Origin of the sequence: Pseudomonas azotoformans (assembly GCF_900103345.1) — a bacterium.
GTDB classification, from domain to species: domain Bacteria; phylum Pseudomonadota; class Gammaproteobacteria; order Pseudomonadales; family Pseudomonadaceae; genus Aquipseudomonas; species Aquipseudomonas azotoformans.
Genome location: NZ_LT629702.1, coordinates 5,423,230 through 5,438,045 on the forward strand (window position 1 = coordinate 5,423,230; position 14,816 = coordinate 5,438,045).

At 62.9% G+C, this 14,816-nt stretch carries 7 protein-coding genes; 1 reads left to right on the plus strand and 6 read right to left on the minus strand.

Going from position 1 to position 14,816, the window contains the following annotated elements:
* Nucleotides 1–68 precede the first annotated feature (68 nt).
* The gene (locus BLR69_RS24570) at nucleotides 69–6,101 is read right to left on the minus strand and encodes an NEL-type E3 ubiquitin ligase domain-containing protein (RefSeq protein ID WP_071492970.1); all 6,033 of its coding nucleotides are present in this window, start codon (nucleotides 6,099–6,101) and stop codon (nucleotides 69–71) included.
* Between the two features lie 138 nt (nucleotides 6,102–6,239).
* On the opposite strand from BLR69_RS24570, the gene BLR69_RS24575 reads away from it, so the two are divergent.
* On the plus strand, nucleotides 6,240–11,336 hold the full coding sequence (locus BLR69_RS24575) for a dermonecrotic toxin domain-containing protein (RefSeq protein WP_071492971.1): 5,097 nt from the start codon (nucleotides 6,240–6,242) through the stop codon (nucleotides 11,334–11,336).
* Here BLR69_RS24575 and ureC read toward each other — a convergent pair.
* The 5 genes from ureC to ureA all read right to left on the minus strand — a co-directional run bounded on the left by ureC (nucleotide 11,333) and on the right by ureA (nucleotide 14,815).
* Nucleotides 11,333–13,033 (minus strand): urease subunit alpha, encoded by a 1,701-nt coding sequence (gene ureC, locus BLR69_RS24580; protein ID WP_071492972.1) that lies wholly within the window; start codon nucleotides 13,031–13,033, stop codon nucleotides 11,333–11,335. The two genes, BLR69_RS24575 and ureC, sit on opposite strands and share 4 nt — an antisense overlap.
* A 116-nt stretch (nucleotides 13,034–13,149) precedes the next feature.
* Complete coding sequence (locus BLR69_RS24585; RefSeq protein ID WP_058423547.1) at nucleotides 13,150–13,455, minus strand: urease subunit beta; 306 nt, start codon at nucleotides 13,453–13,455, stop codon at nucleotides 13,150–13,152.
* Nucleotides 13,452–13,985 (minus strand): GNAT family N-acetyltransferase, encoded by a 534-nt coding sequence (locus BLR69_RS24590; protein ID WP_071492973.1) that lies wholly within the window; start codon nucleotides 13,983–13,985, stop codon nucleotides 13,452–13,454. The genes BLR69_RS24585 and BLR69_RS24590 overlap by 4 nt, the downstream gene beginning before the upstream one ends.
* Nucleotides 13,986–13,990: 5 nt before the next feature.
* Nucleotides 13,991–14,503, minus strand: a complete 513-nt coding sequence (locus BLR69_RS24595; protein ID WP_071492974.1) for a GNAT family N-acetyltransferase — start codon at nucleotides 14,501–14,503, stop codon at nucleotides 13,991–13,993.
* A 9-nt stretch (nucleotides 14,504–14,512) separates the two neighbouring features.
* Entirely contained in the window at nucleotides 14,513–14,815 is a 303-nt protein-coding gene (gene ureA / locus BLR69_RS24600; protein WP_003171437.1) for an urease subunit gamma, read from the minus strand.
* Nucleotide 14,816: the final 1 nt, after the last annotated feature.

Genomic DNA, 14,816 nt, shown 5'->3' on the forward strand with positions numbered 1-14,816 from the left:
CGGCTAGCGGTAGATAGAGAACACCACCGAAGGCTGGCGCCAGGGCGGGCAGCCCTGGCGCCGGGTGGTCAGGTGGTCGGGTTGGCGCGCAGCTCCGTGCGGGTCAGTGTTTCAATCAGGTGGGCTTCCTGGATGGCAAGCTGGGCCTGCAAGTCCTTGGCCTGCTGCGCGTAGTCAGCGTCGCCCAGCGAACCCTCGACATGCTGGTCATGCAGCGCTGCCAGGCGCTCATGGAAGGGCTGGCTCTGCGCCTCGAATTGCTCGCGGTACTTCTGGGTCAAGTACTCCTGCCAGAACTCCCGGGAGATCAGTGCCTGGAGTTCGGCCGGCGAATTGTTCAGCTTGAGGATGCTGTCGCAGGTGGCCTTCAACACCTCTTCACTGACCCGGCCCAGGCCGATGAACTGCGCCGTTTGCGGTTGTCCCGGCAAATCGAGTCTGGTTTGGTCTTTGAGCCCGAATCGATAGGCGAGCCTGATTTCAACTTCCTCGAGCAGGGCGATCTGCTCGGCTTTCTCCCGTGCCGACAACCTTGGGTTGCTGTTGATCGCCTCGGTGCGCCTGGCGATATCGTTGAGCGCGGTTTTTTCCACCTCATCAAGGCGGAACAAGCCCCTGGACAATTTGATCAGGGCGGCGGCCTGGTTCGTATCGGCAGCCAGGGCCCTGGCGTTGTGTACCATGGCCATGATTTCCACGTTGCTGAACGACAGCCCGGCGCGATCACAGCAGGTCGCGCGGCCTGCCCATTCGAACATCTGCTCGCGCAGCGCTGCAGACTCTACGGAGTTTTGCGTGATGGCGTCGATCACCCTCCACACCCGTTGTTGCAGGTCGGCATGGCCACCGCGGGATTCGCTCAAGCCGTTGAGCATATCGAAGAAACCGTCACTGCCAGGCTGTTCGCGCAATTGCCGCCACTGGGTTTCCCGGGCGGCGACCTGGTCCTCGACCAGGCCCTGCGTCCAGCGCCGAGTCTGCGCCGGCTCGATGATCACAAGGTCCCGAATGCGCGGCGGCAGAGGCGTGTGCACCGGGGCGAGTGCTGAGGTGACCAGTTGGTTCGGGTGGTCGGCCGAGGCCAGGCCTGCCTGCTCAAGTCTCGCTCTGTAGTCCCTCAGTTGCTGGCGCGTTTGCTCGGTCAATGGGTTGTTGTCGAGACTGATTTTATGGGTGAGCTGCACCGATTGCGCCAGTTGCGCGTCGGTTGGGTTGATGAGCGAGTCGGGCAGTTGGGTGATGCGGTTATCCCTCAGCGCGACGGTGTCCAGTAACGGTTGCGTGCCCAATCCGGTGGGAAACGTTTCAAGCCCGCAGTCCTGCAGGCCCAAGGTACGCATATCGGTGAACCCGCTGAAGTCCGGCGTGATGCCCAGTGGGTTACTTTTCAGCAGCAGCGCCCTGAGGGTGGTGCGCCGGGCCAGCACTTGCGCGGTTTCAGCGGTCAATCGGATCTGGTTGTTCTGCAGGAACAGGCGGGTCAACCCGTTCATCTCATTGAGCGCCATCGGCAACTCGCGCAACTGGTTGTTTGACAGGTCCAGCCAGCGCACGCCGCTATGGCGCAGCAGGAACTGTTCGGGGCAGGCGCTCAGGCGCATGTTGCTCAGTTTGAGTGAGCCCACGTGGCTGAAATCGGCATCCAGTTCGGGCAGGCTCGGCAGGTTGAGGCCGCTGAGGTCGAGTTCCAGGCCGATAGCCGTCCCATCGTTGGCGTGCTGTGTCGGTGTTTCCTTGCGCCAGCACTTGAGGATTCGCTCCTTGGCCTTGTAGCGGTCATCCAGGTCGATGCCATTGAGCAAGCGCTGTTGCGTGCGCACGTAGCCGCTGCCGGTGCGGCTGCTGGTATTGCCCCCGGCCGCCGCCCAGGTATTGAGTTGTGCGTTGAGCACCTCGAGTTCCTGTTCAAGGCGCAACAGTTCGGCGTCGGCGGCGTCACCCAGGGCCCAGATGAATTGCCGGGCCTCCAGAATACTGCGCCTTGGGTACAGCGCTCGGGTGCGCTCAAGGCGCGGGTTGCGCATGTCGAAAACGTTGGCAGTGCCGATCAGGTCTGGGCGTTGTTCATTCAGGCGCCTCCAGTAGGCGTCGAAGCGTTGGCTGTAGGCTTCGGGAAACGGGTTGCCATCAAGGCGCGTCACCCCGTTGATCCTGGCGATGGTCTCCAGTTGTTCGGGTTGCGGCTCGAGATTGGCCTCGGGTATTTCGCGCAGGCGGTTGTTGCGCAGGTCGAGCAATTGCAGGCTGGGTTTGTCCTGCAGGCCGGTCGGCCATTGATCGATGCCGGTATAAGACAGGTCCAGTGTTTGCAAGCGGCTCATGGCGCTGACATCTGGGGTGATGCCCAGGCGGTTGCCGTTGAGCTCCAGGGTTTCCAGTTGGTGCAGGCGGCTCAGTTGGGCGGCGCTCTGTGGGGTCAACACGATTTTGTTCCCGTTCAGGTTCAACTGGGTCAGATGGGGCATTGCGTCGAGCCCTTCAGGGAGCGTCGCGAGTTCGCAGCTTTCCAGACTCAAGGTTTTGACTTGGCGGAAGTTGTTCAGAAAAGTTTGCGCGTTGCCCGACCATTGGCGGGTACTCAATTGCAGTTTTTCAACATGGCTGAAGTCTGCCGTCAGTGCGGGCAGGTCCAAGGGCATGCCGCTGGTGATCTTCAGCGCGTTGTTCGATTCACGACGCCAGCAGCGCTTGATGTCTTCCGCGATCACTCGGTTATAACCGCCGGCTCGGTCGTACGCAGTCACCACCAGGCGTGGCGGGTTGGCTTTGACCCAGGCGTTCAAGTCAGTTTCGAGCTTGCTGTACTCGGCTTCCCGCAGCCTCAGCCTGGTACGCACGTCGCTGCCCAGTGATTCGATAAAGGCCTCGACTTGCGCATCGCTGAACGATGGGTAGAGCTTGCGCACCCGCTGCGCAGTGCTGCGAAACGGTGCCACCAGTTTTTCGTAGCCGCGACCGCCACCCAGCAAACGCATGGTTGCGTCGTAGGCCGGTTTGCGCACCGGGTGTTCAAGCAGCACGTCACGCAGTGTCTCGCGCGGCAAGGGGTTGGCCTGGATGGCGGCCTGCAACTGCCGGGCGTCGGCCAGTCGCAAGTCTTGGCGCTCACCGGAGGACAGCGTGTCCAGAATGGCCTGGTACAGATCCGTGGGGCGAGGCCCTTTGAATTGGCCGTTTTCCAGTTGTACCAGGGTTTTGCTCGGTGCGGTGTCCAGTTCGCCGATGGCATCGAGCAGCGGACCCTGGGTGGAGTGCTGGCGCAATTCCACGCGTGCTCCGCGTCGCCAGCCGGGCAGTGTTTCCAGGGTCCGCAGGGCCAGGCGCTGGCTGTCGAGGTCGTAGGGGGTGTTCAGGTACAGGTTTTCATAGGCGCGGGCTACGCGGGTTTCCTGTTCGGCCCATTGTGCCTGCTCGGCGAGCGCGTCCGGCAGGCGTGCGGTGCGGCGCAAGGCGACCAGGTCTTCGGTGCTCAGTTGCGTGAGCAAGTGCACGGCGATCGGGGTCGGCAGTTTCGGGTAGGCGTCTTTCAGGCGTTGCACGTCCAGGTCGGTGCTGGCCGTCAGTGTCTGATAACGCTCCTCCACCTGTGCCACCTTGAATCTTTCGACAAAATCCCCCAGCTCCCGCCGCAACTTGCCGGCCCGTATGGCAAGCGTGTCCTCGGGCGAACCAGGGATGTCGACCAGCTCCGGATCAGTGCCTTGCAATGTGCTCAGCACTTCACGCAACCCTTCGCCGCGTGCCAGCTGTTGCTCGGTAAGCAGCACCGTGCGCCGGCGCGATGACGGTGGGTAGGGTTCGTCGTCCCAAACGATGCGCCCTTCATGGTCGATTACCCGCAGCGTCGGGGAGCTGGACAGCAGGCCGCGCCGCTTCATCAAGTCCAGTTGTGTGCCCAGGTCCGCCTGGGGGTAGACCTGTGGGTCGGCACTCTTGAGCTGTTCGATGAAGGCGGTCACCTGCTGATGGAGCCTGAAACGCTGCAACGAGTCGGCCAACAGCAGGGGTACGGTCTCGGCGTTGGCATGGGCTTCGCGCAAGGCATTGGCACTCACCCCGCTGGCTTCTTGGGCCTTGAACAATTGTTCGTCATCAAGGGCCTCGGCAGGCAGGCCCAGGCGCCGTAGCAAGGTGGTGTCATCCCAGGCCAGCGGGGTTTCGCCCTCATGGCGCCAGGCGCCTTCGCCGTTGTGGGTGAGTTTCGGTGCATAGGCCTCGGCGCGGGTCGGGTGCTGGATGCGGTATTCGGTGCCTTCCGGGTCCTGGGCCACGCGATAGGTCCGGCCTTCCAGCGGCAGAATCCTCTGCCCGTCCTGGGTGTACAAACCATGCGCATCGGGCCGGGCATCCGCCGCCAGTTTGACGGGCGATGCATAAGGCCCCAGGTCGGGTTTCCACAGGCGGGTCTTGCCATCGGCCGAGGTCACCGGCTGCAACCCCTCGATCACCGGCTCGGCCGGCACGGCGGTCAGCTTGCCCAGGCCTTTGCCGACGCCGGCCATTACCGCCAGAAACGCCAGGTTCTCCGCCACGTCGATCAGGTGCGCCTTGGCCGCCTTGCGATCACCTTCGGTCCATTCCTCCACACCCTCGAAGGTTTCATACATGAGCTGGCCGGCCATCACCGCCATCATGACTTCGCCCAGCCCCGGCACGAATATCGACACACCGGTCAACAGCAGCATGCCGATATTGAGCAGTGTCGCCAGTTTGCGCGAGCGCACGGCGGCATCGACATCCGCCGTGGGCACGGCGTGACTGCGGGCGTCGGCATAGACTTTGGCGCGGTGCTGTTCGTAGAGGTAGTCCCACAGGTCGAAATCTTCCCGCCAGAACAGGCCGCTGTGGGCTGGCGGCGTGATGACGGGGTGCAGGTACGGGTCTTCGTTGGGGACTTGCTTGGGGGGCGGTGACGCTGGCAAATCGTTGACCCTGCTGAAGATGGAAAACGGGTCCAGCCCCTGGCGGATCTGATTGAGCAGCGGTGTAAAGGGGGCCAGGTCCTGGGACAACGTGGTGTCCGAGGTGTCTTGGGTGAACTGGCTGAAGTAATCCGCGCGGTCGGCGTAATTGACGAACTGGCTGAAAAAGCGCTGGTAGGCGGTGGGGTTGCCGTCTTCGGCCGGGGGCGTGTCGCGGGCGGTGAAGCGTTGTTTGAACAGGGGCTTGAGCTGGCCCAGGGTATAGCGCTTGAGGGGCGATTGCGGGTCGTTGGGGATGTACAGCAGCAATTGGCTGGTGTCGTGAAGCTGGCCGCTGAGCAGGAAGACCACCACGCCGGTCAGGCGATGCCTGGCCAGGCTCAGGTCGCGGAACCAGACGCGTTGGCCATTCAGCATCGGGCTGGTTTCGCCGGCGATCACCGCGTTCACCATGCGGTAGTCGGCTTCGCTGATATCTTTTTTCAGCAGGGCCTGTTCAGCGGCGGTGTGCAGCGCGGCGCGGTGAGCGCTGGTGAATTTTTCACGAAGAGCAGTTTCTGCGACTGCGTCCTGCGACTGTAAAAACGTCTTGAGGTACGCCTGATACTTCGCCCCGATATCCAGCGAGCGACACAGCCCGGTGAACTGCGCCACCGTCAGCGTGGTGGATACCGCATCAAAGTCATCCCCGCTCGTGGCCTTGGTCACGAACCCCGAAGAAGGGTGAAAAGCGCCGGCTTCACATTCATCTTCTTCGAAGTTGTGCAGGGCCGCTTGCAGCAGCGGCAGCTTCAACGCCTCGAACCAACCGGCGGTGATGGACGCGATGCTGACGGTGATGGGTTTCCTGAGCCTCAGGAAAGTCTTGTCCACATCCAACTGAACCTTGAACCGATCGTTCAGTGCCTTGACCAGCAGGGGCCTGGCGAAGGTGTCGATGTCTTGCAGCGTCGACATCGCCTTGTCCAGCTTGCCTTGCGCGGTGAAGCTGGCGACGACGCTGTCTTCCAGTGTCTTGCGTTGTGCCGCCGAGGCCTGTTGATACCAGGCGGGCAGCGCGGCGTCCGAGTGCTTGACCGCGCTGCGGTAGGACGAAGGCACGTCGGTCAGCCAGGCCGGTATGGCGTCCTTGAGGAGGTCATGGTGGCGGCTGTCGGTAACGGATGGGGACTCAGGCATGGGGTCGCTCCTGCAATGAATTGGGGAGCCGACAGCACATCATGCGTTCAGGCGTGTGCAGCGGTAGATAGGTAGGGCCGACAGACTGCAGGTGCGACCTAGGATTGCGCGATTGTCAGATCACACGGTAGTCACCTCATGTCCGAGCCAACCTCCCCACCTGCACCCATTGAGCAAGGCCAGCATTACGCTCTGATCAAACAGGCAATCGCGCCGTGCCTGAGCCAGGCGTCGCCCTCGCGTCGCCTGGCGCTCAAGCAAACCCCGGCACAGATTCCCGATTGGTATGCCGCCGCCTCTCAATCGCGCAAAGACCAACTCAAGGCGTTGCTGGACGCACGTTGCACGTCGCTCAACGTGTTGGAAAAGTCCCTGGCGAAGCTGCAGTCGGTGACAGCCTTCGCCCAGCCGCTGCTGGAAGCGGCGCTCAGGCAGGCCGGTTTCGAACTGGACGTCAATCAAACCTGGCTGCGCCTCTACTATCCGGTCGAAGACGCCTTTGGGGTGGCAACCGGCGGGTTCAGGACCAAGACCTTTTCGTTGTTGCAGGCGGCCTTGAACAACTTCGAGGCGCGGGAAGCCAAGGCCGGGTTTTTCAATGCATCTTCCGGGTTCATCACCACACCCGATGCCCGCGGTCACTTCGAGCGGCACACCACGACGCTGAAGATCGAGACGTTTGCCCAGCTGTGCCGTGGCCTGGACCTGGGCGCGAAGTACCAGGCCCATCTCAAGTCTTTCCTGCAACCACAGGATGCGGTCGCCGAAGGCGTGCTGCGCGAGCGTTACTTGAAGCACCAGAGGGCGGCTTTCGAAGCGGCAGCCTGCCTGGCCCTGCTCAAGGGCGATATCGATGACAGCGACCATGCCCTGTTGATGCGCGTGCTGGCCGGCGAGCGGCAGATCATGCTGGGCGACAAGCAGGTGTGGTACCGCGTGCCCTGCCTGATGAACCTGCACCTGCAGGATTGCCTGGTGATCGACCCTTGCGTCAAATACCGCTACTCCACATGGGTGATCGTTTATATCCCGGACGACCCCGACCACCCGATCAAGCGCTACGCCTCCTATGACGCCTTCAGCAACGCCATGACCGACCGGCTCAAGGCTGGGCCGGGTAGTGACGTTGATCGTTCTCAAGGCGCACCGACCACGGACTACCAACGTTTCATCAGCCAGTTCGTCGCCTACAGGCAGCGGCCCTACTACTTTCGCAGGCTCACCGAGCTGGTGCTGGATGCGCCGCCGCAGCCCTTCGCCTTGCAATGGATACGCTCGGAGTGGGGCCAGTACATCACCGAGCTCTTCAGCCCACCGGCCATCACAGGGATTACCTCGATCTTCGGTGACCCCCAGCCCCAGGTGCGCGTACCGATCAGCGCACCTGAATTCAATGTCAATGCGGTTTCGATCAAGGGGCTCTGGGAGGAAGTGGACCTGTGGCCCCATCGCTACGAAAACCTGCGCAGCCGGCTGTACGCCGATGCCCGTGCCCAGGCCGTGAGCACCGCCGATGCCGATGAAGCCGGACGGTCGCGACGCCTGGAGCACTATCTGAATATCGGCCTGTTTGGCGTGAACCTGCTGGGCATGGCGATTCCGCCGCTGGGTGTGGTGATGTCATTGGTGACGGCCGGGCAACTGTTGTACGAGGTATTGGACGGTGCTATCGACTGGGCACAGGGCGACCGTGAAGCCGGCTGGGCGCATATCACCGATGTCATTGAAAACCTGGCGCTGCTGGCGGTCGGTGCGACCGTCAGCCATCTCACCCTCTCGCCCTTTATCGAACAGCTCAAAGCCGTGCCATTGCCTGGCGGCAAGGTGCGGCTGTGGAAACCGGACCTGTCGGCCTATGAACATACGTTGCGGTTGCCACAAGGCTCGGTGGCGGATGGGCGCGGGCTCCACCAGGTCGGCGGCAAACAGGTGCTGGAACTGGAAGGCAAGCGCTATGCCGTGCAACAGGATGCCGAGACCGACGGCTACTACATGGAGCATCCAACGCGCAGCGACGTCTACCAGCCCCGGCTGACCGCCAATGGCAGCGGTGCCTGGAACCATGAACTGGAACAGCCATTGCGCTGGTGCGGGGCAATTCTGATGCGGCGCCTGGGGCCGGTGATGGATGGCTTCAGCGACGTCGAGCTGGAGCAGATCCGTCGGGTCAGCGGGGTTGAGGAGGACAGGCTGCGTCGAGTGCATGCCGAGGGCGAGCCCGTGCCGGCGATCCTGCTGGACACCGTGCGCCAGTTCCGGGCCTATCACGATGCGGTGGCGGTGGCCGAGGGGATCGGCCAGGGCAAGCTCTCCAGTGCCCTGTGCAGCTTCCCGGCCTTGCTGGTCACTGAGTTGAGCGGATGGCCGGAGCACCTGGCGCTGGAAGCCTATTCGGACATCGAACCGCGCAGCGTGTCGGCCAAGTACGGTAATGCAAAGGCCACTGCGCGGGACACACTGCGCATCAGCCGCATGGCGTTGATGGGGGGGGAGTTGCCCGCGGCGATCATCGGCTTTTTGAGCGAAGCACAAACTCACGCGTTACTGCCCGGCTACACCCCAAGGACCCCGGAACTGCGCATTGGCGCCTTGCGCAAACGCCTGCAGGACTTTGCGGTGAGCCAGCGCGCCCGGTTGATGCGCAGCCTGTACGCCGAGCAGCAGCCCACTGCGCAGCCCGCCACCCAATTGATCACGCGTCAGTTTCCACGCGTGCCGGCGCTGATGGCCGAGGAGCTATTGGTCGGTGCTACGCCGCAGGAACTGCGTACCCTCAACACTGACCAGCGCGTGCCGTTGCGCATTGCCGAGGCCGCACGCCAGGCGCAGCAGCAAATGCGCCTGGCCCACGCCTATGAAGGGCTATACCTGGAAGCGCTGGCGGACAAGGATACCGAGGTCCTGGCGCTCAACACACTTCAGTCCCTGCCGGGGTGGAAGGACGACCTGCGCCTGGAAGTGCGCGACGGCGAGCTGGAAGGGGAGTTGCGGGCCAGCTTCGGCGCCGAAACCGCCTCCGAGCGCAAGGTGTTGGTGCGGGTCGGCGAGGGCCGCTATCAGGCGCGCAATATCCGTGATGAAACCCTGCACGAAACCGAAGACCTGTATGCGGCCCTGCAACATGCCCTGACCGATGCGCACCGTCGGGCCATCGGCTTGCCGAGCATCAAGCAAGGTCCACAACTGAAGGCAAAGATCGTTGAAGGCGCGCTGCCACGGGATCAACTGCGGCCGTTGCTCAAGATGCAGCAACGTCGCTTCCGCTTTGCCGACCGCCCCTCGATACGCCTGCCCGGCGGACGGCTGGGGTATCGATGGAGCAATCACGGCCAGGACACCGTCTGGGGTCGCATCGTCGAGGAGCGCGTGCGCAGCCTCTACCCAACGTTGACCAGCGAACAGGTGAGCGCGTTTGTCGATGGGTTGGGCGTGGAGCCGCACGCGAAGCTCAAGGCCCTGGAGCTGGAATACAAAACCTTCGACAACGCGTTGCAGAACTGGCTGCGCGAGCACGTCCGGCAAGTGTCCGCAGAGGCTCGCCGCTCTGGCGCGTTCCTGCACCAGCGGCGCGCGCGCTTGAGGATCGTCAGGGCCTTGCGCGAAGCATGGCGTCGCACCGGAAGCGAGGACCTGGATATCAGCGGGTATTCCCATGGGCAGGTCATTGACCTGTCTGGAGAGGACCTGTTCGACCAATTGGAAGAACTGCCCCTGCTGACGGTCAACTTCGATCACGTCTCGGCCGTTGAACTCTCGGGCGCCGGCATCGAGACCGATCCCACCCCGTTCCTGCGTCATTTCAAGCGCCTGCGTCGTCTCGGCCTGGAGAACAACGAGCTGATGGTGCTGCCCGAGGCAATCGGGCAGATGTTGCGTTTGACTGCGTTGGACTTGTCCGAAAACCAGATCGTCCTGGACGCCGACGCTGTCAATCGCCTGAAAGGTCTGACGCAACTGAACTACCTGGGACTGGAGAGTAACCCGCTTCACCTGGCCCCCGACATCGGCCGCATGCCGGACTTGAGCATGCTGCTGCTCGGCGACACCGGGCTCGGCACTTGGCCGCCTGGCCTGTTCGATCAGCCTCGTGCGCGTTCTTTTGTACTGGACCTGAGTGCCAATCGGCTGGACAGCGTGCCGCAGGTCGAACCGGGGTCAAGCCAGGCGAATACCGTGGCGCGTACGCGGATCAACGCGGAACCACGGTACATCTCCGCACAGAACCTGGACGTGATCAGGGGCTATCGGCAATCGGTAGGGCTGGAGCCTGATCGACCCTATCCGCCCAGGGGTGTGCTTGACAGCATCCATTGGCGCACGGGCTTGAGCGACGAGCAGTGGGTCGCCAAGCAGCACCTGTGGGACAGCCTTGAGCACGAGCACGGGTCCGAGCCTTTTTTTAGCGAGTTGCGCAAACTGTCCGAGTCCGCAGACACCCTTGAGGAGGACGCCGCCAAAGCCGACCTGACGCGCAAAGTGTGGACCATGATCGAGTCTGCAGCTGCGCACCGGGCTCTGCGTGACAAGCTGTTCATTATGGCCGCGGCGCCCACCACCTGTGTGGATGCCGGCGCGCAACTGTTCAATGCCATGGGCATTGAAGTGCTGGTGGCCCAAGCCTACGAACTGGTGGCCGAGGACCTGGTGGAACGCCAATTGCTGGAGCTGGCGCGCGGCAAGTCGCGCTTGGACGAGTTGGGCCGGATCGCCCGCGGCAGGGTCAGTGAACTGGTGGCTCAGGGGCGCAAATTCCCCGAGTACGATGCCGAGGGGCTGCGCGTCACGCATCGTGATGCGCAAGGCAACGTGATGCGGGACATCGACGAGGTGGAGATCTACCTGATTTACGCCACCGAGTTGGCTTCCGAGGACAAACTGGACTTGCCTTGGCAATCGGCGCAGATGATGTTCCAGGAGCCGGACGTGACCCCGGCGATGATCGAGCAGGCGCGCTTGCGGGTGCTGGCCCTGGAAGAGGGAGAGCTGTTGCGCAAGTCGATTGGTGAGCAACCGTTTTGGCTGGACTTCCTCAAGCAGTCCGACCCCGGGCCGTTCCAGGCGCTGCAGGCCGAGGCCGAGGCGGCGTTCGATCGGTACGCCACCTCGGACCCGGCACGGTTCGAGGCTGAAATGGCGAACCTGGCGACGCAAGACAAGGCCCTGGTCGCCAAGCTGACCGGCCAGGCCCTGGACCGTGCGCGGTTGTCGCGTATCGGCGTGCCGCTCGTGGCCTAGAACAGGAAATAGCGCTGCGCCATCGGCAGTACAGCCGCCGGTTCGCACCACAGCAATACGCCGTCGGCCTTGACCTGGTAGGTCTGTGGATCGACATCGATGTGCGGCAGGTAGTCGTTGTGGATCAGGTCGGTTTTCTGCACATCCCGACAGCCCTTGACCACGGCAATCTGCTTTTTCAGACCCAGGGCTTCGGGTACGCCGGCGTCTTGCGCGGCCTGGCTGATAAAGGTCAGGCTGGTGGCATGCAGGCTGCTGCCGAAGCTGGCGAACATCGGGCGGTAGTGCACTGGTTGCGGCGTGGGGATCGAGGCGTTGGCGTCGCCCATCAGGCTGGCGGCAATTGCCCCACCCTTGAGGATCAGCGTCGGCTTGACCCCGAAGAACGCCGGGCGCCACAGCACCAGGTCGGCCCATTTGCCGACCTCGATAGAGCCGACGATATGGCTGACGCCGTGGGTGATCGCCGGGTTGATGGTGTACTTGGCGATGTAGCGTTTGACGCGGAAGTTATCGTTGCCCGCACCGTCGCCCGGCAGGGCGCCGCGTTGTTTTTTCATCTTGTCGGCGGTTTGCCAGGTGCGCGTGATCACCTCGCCGACACGGCCCATGGCCTGGCTGTCGGAGCTGATCATGGAGAACGCGCCCAGGTCGTGCAGGATGTCTTCGGCGGCGATGGTTTCGCGGCGGATGCGGCTTTCGGCGAACGCCACGTCTTCGGCGATGCTCGGGTCCAGGTGGTGGCAGACCATCAACATGTCCAGGTGTTCGTCGATGGTATTGCGGGTGAATGGCCGCGTCGGGTTGGTGGAGCTGGGCAGCACGTTGGCAAAGCCACAGGCCTTGATGATGTCCGGCGCATGACCGCCACCAGCGCCTTCGGTGTGGTAGGTGTGAATGGTGCGGCCCTTGAACGCTGCAAGGGTGGCCTCGACGAAGCCGGATTCGTTGAGGGTGTCACTGTGGATCGCCACCTGCACGTCGTACTCGTCGGCCACGCTCAGGCAGTTGTCGATACTGGCAGGGGTGGTGCCCCAGTCTTCGTGCAACTTCAAGCCGATGGCACCGGCCTTGACCTGCTCGATCAACGGTTCCGGCAGACTGGCGTTGCCCTTGCCGGTGAAGCCGATGTTCATCGGGAACGAATCGCTGGCTTGCAGCATGCGCGCCAGGTGCCACGGGCCTGAGGTGCAGGTGGTGGCGTTGGTGCCGGTGGCCGGTCCCGTGCCGCCGCCGATCATGCTGGTGACGCCGCTGTTCAGGGCTTCTTCGATTTGCTGCGGGCAAATGAAGTGAATGTGCGTGTCGATGCCACCGGCGGTGAGGATCATGCCTTCACCGGCGATCACTTCGGTGCTGGCGCCGATGGCCATGGTCACGCCGGGCTGGATATCCGGGTTGCCAGCCTTGCCGATGGCGTGGATGCGGCCGTTCTTCAAGCCGACGTCGGCCTTGACGATGCCCCAGTGATCGATGATCAAGGCGTTGGTGATCAGGGTGTCGACCACTTCATGGGCGAGCAACTGGCTTTGGCCCTGGCCGTCGCGGATGACTTTGCCGCCACCGAATTTCACTTCTTCGCCGTAGACGGTGAAGTCCTGCTCGACTTCGATGAACAGCTCGGTGTCGGCCAGGCGGACCTTGTCACCGACGGTGGGGCCATACATGTCGGCGTAGGCTTGGCGGCTGATTTTCATGTGGTTGCCCTGAAGATATGTGTTGAATGTGAGATCGCTATCGGGGGCAAGCCCCCTCCCACCTTGATGTGTGAACGCGGTCAAAGTGTGGGAGGGGGCTTGCCCCCGATAAGGCCCTAAAGATCACCCATGATCCGACCTGCAAAGCCGAATACCCGCCTGCCACCACTCAAATCCACCAACTCGACCTCACGGCTCTGCCCCGGCTCGAACCGCACCGCCGTGCCCGCCGGAATATTCAGGCGCATGCCACGGCTCGCCGCACGATCGAATGTCAGCGCGTCATTGGTCTCGAAAAAATGGTAGTGCGAGCCCACCTGGATCGGTCGGTCGCCACTGTTGGCCACGCTGAGGGTGACGGTGCGCCGGCCGACGTTGAGTTCGATGTCGCCAGGCTGGATCCGGTATTCGCCAGGAATCATGCAGGTTGCCCCAGGGTCTTGAAGTAGATGGCGGTCGGGCTGTAGCGCCCGTCCGGGCTTTGGCAGTAGTCGGGCAGTTCGCCGATCTTGGTGTAGCGCAGCGACTGGTAGAAGGCTTCGGCCGGGGAGCCGGCTTCGGTGTCCAGGTACAGCAGGCCGCGCTTGTGCTGGCGTGCGGCGAGTTCCAGGGTGTGCATCAGTTGCTGGCCCAACCCATGGCGCCGTGCATTGCTGTGTACCAACAGCTTTTGCACTTCGGCGCGGTTGAGGCCGTTGGCTTTCTGGCACAGCGCCAACTGCACACTGGCGATCACCTGTTCGTCGCGCACCACCACCCACAGCAGCAGGCTGGCGTCTTCGATGCTCGCCTGCACGGTGCCGAGATAAGCCCGCGCCTGGGCCTCATCGAAGTCAGCCATGAAGCCGACCGAAGCGCCATGCTTGACCGCGTCCAGCAACAGCTCGATCAAGCCCAGGCGGTAGTGGGCAAAACTTTCAGCATTGACTCGACGCAGCTGCGCGGCGTTCATCGATCTCACTCCTTGGGCGGTTCGGCGCCCGGGTTCAAGGCCAGTTGCATGAAGGTCAGGTCCAGCCAGCGACCGAACTTGATGCCCACCCGTGGCATTTGCCCAGTGGTGACAAAGCCCAGGCGCTCATGCAGGCGGACCGAGGCCTGGTTGCCGCTTTCGATGGCGGCGACCATCACGTGTTTGCCGCCGGTGCGTGCACGTTCGATCAACGCTTGCATCAACCGTGGGCCGAGGCCTTTGCCGCGCTGGTCGTTACGCACGTACACCGAGTGCTCGACGCTGTAGCGGAAACCTTCGAAGGGGCGCCAGTCGCCGAACGAGGCGTAGCCGGTGACCTCATCGTTTTCCACCGAGACCAGGATCGGATAACCCTGGGCATGCCGTGCACTGAACCAGGCCTGGCGGTTGCCCAGGTCCACTGGCTGTTCGTTCCAGATCGCCGTGGTGTTCAACACCGCATCGTTGTAGATGTCGCGGATTGCCGGCAGGTCGTTTTGGGTGGCATCACGAATCATGACCAGGCCTCACGCGATGGGTTGGTGAACGGTGACCAGTTTGGTGCCGTCGGGAAAAGTGGCTTCCACCTGGATATCCGGGATCATTTCCGGGATGCCTTCCATCACCTGTTCGCGGCTGAGCAGGGTGGTGCCGTAGTGCATCAGGTCGGCCACGGTGCGGCCGTCACGGGCGCCTTCCATCAGCGCGGCGGAGATGTAGGCGATGGTTTCCGGGTAATTGAGCTTCACCCCGCGTGCCAGTCGGCGCTCGGCCACCAGGCCTGCGGTGAAGATCAGCAGTTTGTCTTTTTCCCGTGGGGTCAGGTCCATG